The 9,079-nt window shown below is 72.6% G+C and carries 10 protein-coding genes and 1 pseudogene; 7 read left to right on the top strand and 4 right to left on the bottom strand.

Annotated features, from left to right (window positions below; genetic code table 11):
• Together FOE67_RS08825 and FOE67_RS08820 are read left to right on the top strand one after the other, a co-directional pair.
• Nucleotides 1-1,197 (top strand): sensor histidine kinase (locus FOE67_RS08825; protein ID WP_182662230.1); only part of this gene is annotated, 1,197 nt, incomplete at its 5' end.
• Between the two features lie 282 nt (nt 1,198-1,479).
• Nucleotides 1,480-1,779 carry a DUF4193 domain-containing protein gene (locus FOE67_RS08820; RefSeq protein WP_143620971.1) on the top strand — a complete coding sequence of 100 codons (300 nt, stop codon included), beginning with the start codon at nt 1,480-1,482 and terminating at the stop codon, nt 1,777-1,779.
• A gap of 145 nt (nt 1,780-1,924) precedes the next feature.
• Here the strand turns inward: FOE67_RS08820 and FOE67_RS08815 are convergent.
• Nucleotides 1,925-2,395, bottom strand: a pseudogene (locus tag FOE67_RS08815) (DUF3093 domain-containing protein); the annotation flags it as partial.
• A gap of 389 nt (nt 2,396-2,784) precedes the next feature.
• Between FOE67_RS08815 and dut the strand changes: the two are divergent.
• From dut to FOE67_RS08795, 4 genes are all read left to right on the top strand, one after another.
• A complete protein-coding gene (gene dut, locus FOE67_RS08810; protein ID WP_182662226.1) occupies nt 2,785-3,279 on the top strand; it encodes a dUTP diphosphatase in 495 nt (164 codons plus the stop codon).
• Between the two features lies 1 nt (nt 3,280).
• Nucleotides 3,281-4,039 (top strand): DUF3710 domain-containing protein, encoded by a 759-nt coding sequence (locus FOE67_RS08805; RefSeq protein ID WP_182662224.1) that lies wholly within the window; start codon nt 3,281-3,283, stop codon nt 4,037-4,039.
• 132 nt (nt 4,040-4,171) lie between these two features.
• Nucleotides 4,172-4,576, top strand: a complete 405-nt coding sequence (locus FOE67_RS08800) for an OB-fold nucleic acid binding domain-containing protein (RefSeq protein WP_182662222.1) — start codon at nt 4,172-4,174, stop codon at nt 4,574-4,576.
• 3 nt (nt 4,577-4,579) lie between these two features.
• Nucleotides 4,580-5,377, top strand: coding sequence for a DUF3159 domain-containing protein (locus FOE67_RS08795; RefSeq protein ID WP_182662220.1), 798 nt, complete (start codon nt 4,580-4,582; stop codon nt 5,375-5,377).
• Between the two features lie 237 nt (nt 5,378-5,614).
• Here the strand turns inward: FOE67_RS08795 and FOE67_RS08790 are convergent, their stop codons facing one another.
• Entirely contained in the window at nt 5,615-6,274 is a 660-nt protein-coding gene (locus FOE67_RS08790; RefSeq protein WP_182662218.1) for a TetR/AcrR family transcriptional regulator, read from the bottom strand.
• 73 nt (nt 6,275-6,347) lie between these two features.
• Between FOE67_RS08790 and FOE67_RS08785 the strand changes: the two genes are divergently transcribed.
• Entirely contained in the window at nt 6,348-7,178 is an 831-nt protein-coding gene (locus FOE67_RS08785) for an SDR family NAD(P)-dependent oxidoreductase (protein WP_182662216.1), read from the top strand.
• A gap of 142 nt (nt 7,179-7,320) precedes the next feature.
• On the opposite strand, the gene FOE67_RS08780 is transcribed toward FOE67_RS08785, so the two are convergent.
• Nucleotides 7,321-8,016 (bottom strand): potassium channel family protein, encoded by a 696-nt coding sequence (locus FOE67_RS08780; RefSeq protein WP_182662214.1) that lies wholly within the window; start codon nt 8,014-8,016, stop codon nt 7,321-7,323.
• Entirely contained in the window at nt 8,013-8,681 is a 669-nt protein-coding gene (locus FOE67_RS08775; protein WP_182662211.1) for a potassium channel family protein, read from the bottom strand. The genes FOE67_RS08780 and FOE67_RS08775 overlap by 4 nt, the downstream gene beginning before the upstream one ends.
• Nucleotides 8,682-9,079: the final 398 nt, after the last annotated feature.

Here is a 9,079-nt window from a genome sequence, read left to right as displayed (position 1 = left end):
CCGCCGGGTCCCGCCGACCCCCGGCCGCCCTGGTTGCGGCCCACCATCCGCATCCGCCTCACCCTGCTGTACGGGGGCATGTTCCTCATCGCGGGCGTGGTGCTGCTGGGGATCATCTATCTGCTGGCGGCCAACGCCCTGCGCGCCGGCAGCGCGGTGCCGTTCCGCTTCGTCACCGAGGCCGAGGTGGAGATCACCTCCGAGGCCTGCCGGCCGATCGCGGGCATGGTGGACGCCGAGACCTTCCGTTCCTGGTACGCCGAGTGCGCCGGCATCCAGCGCCGGCTGGCGCTGGAGGAACTCCTGCAGCGTTCGCTCCTCGCCCTGCTCGGCCTGGCGGTCCTGGCCTTCGCCTTCGGTTATCTGATGGCCGGTCGGGTCCTCGCGCCCCTGGGGCGCATCACCCGCACCGCGCGTCGGGTCGCCGGCTCCGATCTGCACCGGCGGATCGAGCTGGGCGGGCCCGACGACGAGCTCAAGGAGCTGGCGGACACCTTCGACGAGATGCTGGACCGCCTGGACCGGGCCTTCACCGCCCAGCAGCGGTTCGTCGCCAACGCCTCCCACGAACTGCGCACCCCCCTGGCGATCAACCGCACCCTGCTGGAGGTGCACCTCGCCGACCCCGCCGCGTCACCGGAGCTGACCCAGCTGGGGCGCACCCTCCTGGCGACCAACGAGCGCAGTGAGCAATTGGTGGAGGGACTGCTGCTCCTGGCCCGCAGCGACAACGAGATCACCGAGCGCAAACCCCTCGACCTCGCGGAGCCGGCGGACCGGGCGGTGGAGCAGGTTCGGGCCGAGGCCGCCGCCGCCGGGGTGGAGCTGCGCGGTACCCGCCGTCCCGCCCCGACCCGGGGCAACGGGGTCCTGCTGGAACGGGTGGCCCTGAACCTGGTCCAGAACGCGGTGCGGTACAACGTTCCCGAGGGCGGCTGGGTCCGGGTGGACACCGAGCGACGCGGCTCCCAGGTCGTCCTGGAGGTGGAGAACACCGGTCCGGTGGTACCCGCCTACGAGGTGGACAACATGTTCGAGCCGTTCCGTCGACTGCGGCACGAGCGGACCCACAGCGATCGCGGGGTGGGTCTGGGCCTGTCCATCGTGCGGTCGGTGGCCCGGGCCCACGGCGGTGCGGTCACGGCCGAGCCCCGATCGGAGGGAGGCCTCGTGATGCGGGTGTTTCTGCCGATCTGAGATGATGTCCGGACGGAAAACGCCGGATGTGATCAATCGCACATACGACCCCGGTTCCCGGGGCAGTGGACCGCCGTGACCGGCTTTCCGGCCCCCGCACCACGGTGCCGCCCGTGCCGCCGATCGCCCCTTCGGGCGCCCGGCCGGGTGTCGATTGAGTAACACGGCTTGATGTGAGGCAAAATCTCCGCCTCGGATCGGGCACAAGACCGGCCCTCCGGGCGTTACCCGCGCTGGAGACCATCACCGAACACCACGGACACCCAAAGGGGGAGTACGAGCATGGCCACCGATTACGACACACCACGCAAGACCGACGACGACGTCAACGAGGACAGCATCGAGGAGCTGAAGGCCCGGCGCAACGACAAGTCGGCCTCCACTGTCGATGTCGACGAGTTCGAGCAGGCCGAGGGCCTCGAGCTGCCCGGCGCCGACCTGTCCAACGAGGAACTGTCGGTCCGGGTGCTGCCCCGCCAGGCGGACGAGTTCACCTGCATGAGCTGCTTCCTGGTGCACCACCGCTCCCAGCTCGCCGCGGAGAAGAACGGCTCGCCGATCTGCCGCGACTGCGCCGGGTGAGCCCGCTCCGGAGTGCGCGGCGGGCGGGACCGCGGGGGTCCCGCCCGTTCGATCACCCGGCGTCGTGCCGTTCGGACGGCCCGGCCGCATCGGCCGGTCCGCCCATCCGACCGGTACGACGCCCCTCCGCCTCCGGAGCGGATTCGCGCCCGGCCGCCAGCGCCGCCGCCAGACGTCGCGGGTGCCGGGTCGAGAGGTACAGGTAGGGGGTCGGGTCGTCGGGATCGACGACCTCGACCCGAACGGCGGTGGGAACGTACGCCCGCAGCAGCATGAACGCCCGGGCGTCCGCCCGGTGGGTGCGCCAGGCCACCGCCTCGGCCCCGTCCAGCGGACGGGCCTCCCCGAGGGCCGACAGCGGCACCCGGGCCCGGCCCGCCAGCAGGGTCCCCCCGGCCAGCCTGATGCGCGCCGAGCCGTAGGTGCTCAGCGCCATGGCGCAGACCACGAGGGCCGCGGTCGCACCGATGAGGGCCGCCACCGTCCCCAGCGGTACCAGCGTCACCCCCGCCAGCGCCGCGCCCATGAGCGCGATCAGCCACCACGTGCGGGGCACCGTGAGACGTTCCTCGTAGGGGCGGGACGGCCGGGACGGCCGGTTCGCGTCGGACTCCATGGAACAAGCATCCCGGGCGCACCCGGATCGCCCGCACCGGCGGTAGGGTCTGGGGGGCGTCCGGGCCCCGTCACCACCCGGCTCCGGCGGCCCCCGACCCAACCGGAGTGCGAAACGGGCTCGCGCGCCCCCGCGTGCGCCCACCGGTGTGCGAGCGAGGTCGCGCGCCCCCGCGGGGGCGGCGGTGCCGCGCCACGCCCGGCACGCGGCGCCCGTACGACGATCGGACGGCCCAACCGGCCCCGGACCGACCCGGGGCCCGGCGACCGGGCAGGGGGAAGCGCCCGGCCCGCACGGGACGGGAGGGACCGGGCGAACCGACGGGTCGGCACGACGGGCCGACGGGCCGACGGAGAACAGGGAAGAGAACGGAAGAGAGGGGTGACCGGGTGCTCCCGGGACCGCAGGAACCGGTGGACGTGCTGATCCACCGCACGACGCCCGATGTCCCCCTCCCCACGCGCGCCCACCCCGGGGACGCGGGCGTGGACCTGGTGACCACCGAGGCGGCCGAACTGGCCCCCGGGGAACGAGCCGTCCTGCCCACCGGCGTCGCCATCGCGCTCCCCGACGGCTACGCCGCCTTCGTCCACCCCCGCTCCGGGCTCGCCGCGCGCTGCGGCGTCGCCCTCGTGAACGCCCCGGGGACCGTCGACGCCGGGTACCGTGGAGAAATCAAGGTCATCCTGATCAATCTCGACCCCCGGGAGAGCGTGCGTTTCGAGCGGTTCGACCGGATCGCCCAACTGGTGGTCCAACGGGTCGAGACGGTGCGCTTCCACGAGGTCGCGCAGCTGCCGGGTTCGGCACGGGCCGCCGGGGGCTTCGGCTCCACCGGCGGTCATGCCGGCACGGAACACACCTACGCCGTGAAAGGACAGTGACGTGTTCGGACGTCGCCGCAAGCGGAATGAGGAGCCCGGGGAGGCTGTCGAGCCCACCGCTCCGGAGGCTCCGGACGAGGCCGAGGTGCGCCGGGTGAAACTCGCCCCGGCGCCCCGCCCCGAGGGCCCCTGGGACATCTCCGAGGTGAGCCGGCCCGAAGAGGGCCGGGTCGACCTCGGCGGGCTCTTCGTACCCGGTGTACAGGGCATGGAACTGCGGGTCGAGGTCGCCGGCGAGTCGATCGTCGCCGCGACCGTCGTCCTCAAGGACAGCGCCGTGCAGCTCCAGGCGTTCGCCGCCCCCAAGCGCGAGGGCATCTGGGGCGAGGTCCGCGAGGAGATCGCCGGCGGCATCACCGGCCAGGGCGGTGTCGTGGACGAGGTCGAGGGCCCGCTCGGCTGGGAGCTGCGGGCGCAGGTCCCCGTGCAGCTCCCCGACGGCAAGCGCGGCATGCAGGTCGTGCGTTTCGTCGGCGTGGACGGCCCCCGCTGGTTCCTGCGCGGTGTCATCTCCGGCCAGGGCGCGGTGCAACCGCAGGCCGCCGGCGTGCTGGAGAGCGTCTTCCGCGACACCGTCGTGGTGCGCGGCGACCAGCCGATGGCCCCCCGCGACCCGATCGTCCTCAAGCTCCCCGAGGACGCCACCATGGTCCCCGAGGGTGTCCGCAAGCAGGAGGCGCAGGACCAGGACTCGGTCTCCCGCTTCGCGGGCGGCATGGACCGCCTGCGCCGGGGTCCGGAGATCTCCGAGGTCCGCTGACCCCGCCCCCGACCGATCGCACGGGGGGCGGGCCCGGAAGCCCCGGGTCCGCCCCCCGTGCGCGTACCCGCGGGGCGGGACGACGCCGTACCGGGACCCGCCGCCTTCACCCCGGCGGGTTAGGCTGAACGCATGACTGATGGGAGCCGTTCCGGGCGACGCGGCACCGGATGGCGGCGCTTGTTGGGCCTCCAGGACACCCCGCCGGAGACCCCGGACACGGGGGGCGATCCGGCCGAGGAGGCCGAGTGCGTCCACATCCGCGACTGCACGGAGGGTCCCGAGGGGCGACGTGTGGTGACCGTGCGGGGTACCCTCCGTAGCGTCGGTGAGCGTACCGTGGGCGGGTTGCCCGCCCTCGAGGCCGAACTCGACGACGGCTCGGCCACGCTGAGCATCGTCTGGATGGGCCGCCGGTCGATCGCCGGGATCGAACCCGGTCGCGACATGATCGCCTCCGGGCGGCTCGTCGCATCCCGGGGACGATCCGTGCTCTTCAACCCCCGCTATGAGCTCAAACCCCTCGGAACGGAGTGACGGGTGACCTCCCTGGACAGGCGGACGAACGGCGCCCCCGGCGCCCCCGAACCGGATCCCGCGGGCGCGCGGCAGGCTCCCCCGGAACCCGACGAGGCCGCCACCAAGGCCGCCTTCCTCGAGGCCTTCGGCGGCGTGCGGGGCATGATCGAGACCACCGTCCCCGGCCTGGTCTTCGTGCTCAGCTACACCCTCAACCGGGACCTGAACACCTCGGCCGTCCTGGCCTTGTCCATCACCGGGGCGATGTTCCTCCTCCGCCTGGTCCAGCGCGGCCCCACCAAGCACGCCTTCAGCGGCGTCTTCGGCGTGGTCATCGGCGCGGTCTTCGCGATGATGACCGGCGACGCCCGCAACTTCTACCTGCCGGGCATGATCTACACGCTCGTCCTCGGCATCGCCTACACCCTCTCCGCGGCCCTCGGCTTCCCCCTGCTCGGCCTCATCCTCGGGCCGCTGTTCAAGGAGAACCTCTCCTGGCGCACCCGCAACCCCGGTCGCAAGCGGGCCTACATCAAGGCCAGTTACGTGTGGGGCGCCATCCTGCTGGCCAAGTCCGCCATCACCTTCCCCATCTACTTCTGGGGCGACGCCGCCCAGTTGGGCTGGCTGCGGGTGGCGCTGGGCATCCCGCCGTTCCTGCTCGCCGTCTACCTCACCTGGATCATCATGGTGAAGGCGCCCGCCCCCATCGACGTCATCGCCGAGATGGAGGCGGAGGAGCGGCGCGAGCAGGAACGCGAGGAGGAACGTGCCCGGGCGGCGGGCCGTGCCACCGGCACCGCCGGCACCGGCCCCTGAGCCCCCGGAAGCCCGACACCCCGTACACGCGACGACCGGGCCCCGTCGACCGCCACGGTCGACGGGGCCCGGTCCTTTCCGGGATCGGCCCGGTCCCATCGGTGCCGGACCGCCCCGGCCCGGGGACCTTCGCGGCCCGCGCGGGGGACCCGATCCCGGGATGCCGCGTCGGGACGACCGACGGATCGAGGGGCGAACCGCCGGCGCGGGCACCGTTCCTCCGGGGAAGGGACGGGATCACCGATCGGGCCGGGCCGATGGGTCCGTGGTTTCCCGCTCGGCCCCCTCCGGGGGACCGGGGGCGACGGTCCGCTCCCGTACGACGGCAACCGCCTCGTCGAACAGGCGCACGGGATCGGCGGTGCCCCCGGATTCGGCCCAGGCGTCGACCGCCGCGTCGAGGCAGGCGAGCGCGGCGGCGACGAAGGCCCGGGCCCGGGGGTCGGGTGCCGGGCTCTCCGGCAGGCCCAGTCTGCGCTGGATGTCGGGTGCCAGCAGCGTCTGCCACCGCAGGTGTTTCTCCAGATGCCTGGCCCGCAGGGACGGGACCTCGTGGTACATCCGGGCGATGGCGAGGTGGGCCGTCGGCGGACCCCCGGGGGGTCGCAGGGTCATGAACGCCTCCCGGATCGCGGTCCACGCCGACTCCTCGACCGGGCGCGCCTCGAGGGCGGCACGGACCGATTCGCCGAGGGCCTCGGTGTCGCCGAGGACGAGCTCCTCCTTGCTCCCGAAGTAGTGGAAGAAGGAGCGACGCGAGATGCCCGCGGCCGCCGCGATCCGATCGATCGTCGTCGCCTCGAAGCCGTGCTCCGCGAAAAGGCGCATCGCCGTGTCCGTGATCTCCGTCCGTACCGCACGACGCTTGCGTTCCCGAAGGCTTGGGGGCTCGACCATGCCCTCAGTCTACGGTGATGCCACTCGATGCAAGCAATTGCACTTGATGCAACTTTCCGCATAGGGTGTAGGTATGACTGCTATCGATTACACCGGCCGGACCACCCTGGTCACCGGAGCCGGCTCCGGGATCGGCAAAGCCTTCGTGCACGAATTCGCGCGCCGTGGCTCGGACGTCGTCCTCGTGGGACGACGCCTCGGGCGCCTCGAGGCGCTCGCCTCCGAACTCGGGGAGCGGCACGGGATCCGGGCCACCGCGATCTCTCTCGATCTCGCGGTGCCCGGTGCCGGTCGCAGGCTGGCCGCCGACCTGGCGACCCGCGGGATCACGATCACGGGATTGGTGAACAACGCCGGCTTCGCCACCGACCGCGTCTTCCACGAGGAGGACCCCGAACGCCTCACCGACGAGATCAACGTCGATGTCGCGAACCTCGTCGACATCACCCGCGCGTTCATCGAGCCGTTGCGCCGCGCCGAAAGCGGCGTACTCGTCAACGTCGCGAGCATGGCCGCCCACACCCCCACGCCGGGAATGGCGGTCTACTCCGCATCCAAGGCGTTCGTGCTCAGCTTCACGGAGTCGCTCTGGTACGAGTCCCGCGGCACGGGTCTGCGGGTGCTCTGTCTGAGCCCGGGGCTCACCCGCACGGAGTTCTTCGACAACCTGGACGGCGGCACCTACAAGGGCAACCACCAGAACCCGGAGGACGTGGTCCGCACGGCCGTTCGCGCCCTGGACCGCGGACGGGGGCCGAGCGTGACATCGGGTCGTCGCAACGCCCTCATGGTGAAACTGCCCCGACTCCTCACGCGCCGGCGGGCGGTGATCATCGGTGGGGCGTTCTCCGCGCGCGCCGGCGCCGGCGCGGCACCCGACCCCGAGCCGGCGCACCGGGGTTGACGCCCACTTACCGGAGACCCGCGGTCGGGCAGCGGCGCTCGCCGGGGCCCGACCACCGTGGCCCCCCCCGGGATCCATCCGGTCCCCGGGGGCGGCTCGGCGGGGCACGCACCGGCGGCCCCGCCCGAACGGGGTGAGGGCCCTACCGCTCCCCGCGCTCGCCCCGCTCCCCGCGCCCCTCGCGCGGGGAGAGCAGATCCTCCAACTGCCGCTCCTGCTCCGGCGAGGCCACGAACAGCAGCTCGTCACCGGCTGCCAGCGCGTCGTCCGGATCCGGGATCAGCACCCGGGTGCCCCGGATGATCGTCACCAGCGCCGTGTTCTGCGGCCACGCCACCTCGCCCACCCGGGTGCCGACCAGCGTCGCCGTGTCCGGCAGCGTCAGCTCCACCAGGTTGGCCTCACCCTGGCTGAAACGCATGAGCCGGACCAGGTCACCGACGCTCACCGCCTCCTCCACCAGCGCCGACATCAGACGCGGTGTGGAGACCGCGACGTCCACGCCCCACGCCTCGTTGAACAGCCACTCGTTCTTCGGATTGTTGACCCGGGCCACCACCCGGGGCACCCCGTACTCGGTCTTCGCCAGCAGCGAGACCACCAGATTCACCTTGTCGTCGCCACTGGCCGCGATCACCACCTGGCACCGCTCCAGCGCCGCCTCGTCCAACGAGGTGATCTCACAGGCGTCCGCCAGCAGCCACTCCGCATCCGGGACCCGATCCACCGACACCGCCTGCGGCGACTTGTCGATGAGCAGCACCTCGTGCCCGTTCTCCAACAGCTCGCCTGCCACCGACCGGCCCACGGCGCCCGCGCCCGCGATCACGACCCTCATGCCCGCTCCTCCTCCGGGCCCAGGGCACACGCGGCCTCGACCTCGGCCACCCGGTCCGAGGGCAACATCACGTGCACCAGATCACCCTCCTGGAGGACCGTCCTCGAGGTCGGCAGCATCGCCTCGCCCATCCGGGTGAGGAAGGCGACCCGCACGCCGGTCCGCTCCTGGAAGAACGCCACCTTGTGTCCCAGCCAACCGGGGGAGATGTGCACCTCGGACAGCTGCACCGCGCCACTGGGGTCCTGCCACAGCGGCTCCGCCCCCGAGGGCAGCAGCCGGCGCAGCATCTGGTCGGCGGTCCACCGCACGGTCGCCACCGTGGGGATGCCCAACCGCTCGTACACCTCGGCGCGCCGGGGATCGTAGATCCGGGCGGTCACGTTCTCCACGCCGAACACCTCCCGGGCCACCCGGGCGGCGATGATGTTGGAGTTGTCACCGCTGCTGACGGCGGCGAACGCCCCCGCCTCGGCCAACCCCGCCTTCTCCAGGGTCTGCCGGTCGAAGCCCAGACCGGTCACCCGGCGCCCGCCGAAACGGGAACCCAGACGGCGGAAGGCCGTCGGGTCCCGGTCGATCACGGCGATCGAGTGGCCGCGCCCCTCGAGCTCCCGGGCCAGCTCGGCGCCGACCCGCCCGCACCCCATGATGACGATGTGCATCGAACCTCTACCCCGCACTCCTGATCGGGACCCCGAACCGCTCCGGCAGTGTGCTCACGTCGCCTTCTTCTTCCTTTCCGGGACTCCGCTCCCGATGATCCGCCCCACCGGTGACAATCCGGGGCACCCGCCCGGTGTTCGGATCGGATCCGGGTGGGTGTGGATCTCACCGTAGCCCCATCCGGCCCGGGGAGACCGACCCCGGTCCGTGGGGATCCGTGCCCCGGGTGCCGGTCCCCGGGTACTCCGGTGCCGGTCGCGGGGCGATGCGGGGGACCGCCGGTGCCGGGCATCTTGATCGAACCGTGCTCCTTTCGCGCCCCTTCCGCCTCCTCGCGGACAGGGAGCCGGCCCTCCCGCCGGCGCGCACGGGTCCCTCCGGGTCCCACCTCCCGCTC

This window comes from Streptomyces calidiresistens (genome assembly GCF_014141525.1).
Classification (GTDB): domain Bacteria; phylum Actinomycetota; class Actinomycetes; order Streptomycetales; family Streptomycetaceae; genus Streptomyces; species Streptomyces calidiresistens.
This window is presented reverse-complemented; position numbering and strand designations above follow the sequence as displayed.

Bases quoted from the DNA above. Each gene is read 5' to 3' on its own strand.
- FOE67_RS08820 (WP_143620971.1), top strand. From the start codon at position 1,480: ATGGCCACCGATTACGACACACCACGCAAGACCGACGACGACGTCAAC.
- FOE67_RS08780 (WP_182662214.1), bottom strand. From the start codon at position 8,016: ATGAGGGTCGTGATCGCGGGCGCGGGCGCCGTGGGCCGGTCGGTGGCA.
- FOE67_RS08775 (WP_182662211.1), bottom strand. From the start codon at position 8,681: ATGCACATCGTCATCATGGGGTGCGGGCGGGTCGGCGCCGAGCTGGCC.
- FOE67_RS08790 (WP_182662218.1), bottom strand. From the start codon at position 6,274: ATGGTCGAGCCCCCAAGCCTTCGGGAACGCAAGCGTCGTGCGGTACGG.
- FOE67_RS08785 (WP_182662216.1), top strand. From the start codon at position 6,348: ATGACTGCTATCGATTACACCGGCCGGACCACCCTGGTCACCGGAGCC.
- FOE67_RS08800 (WP_182662222.1), top strand. From the start codon at position 4,172: ATGACTGATGGGAGCCGTTCCGGGCGACGCGGCACCGGATGGCGGCGC.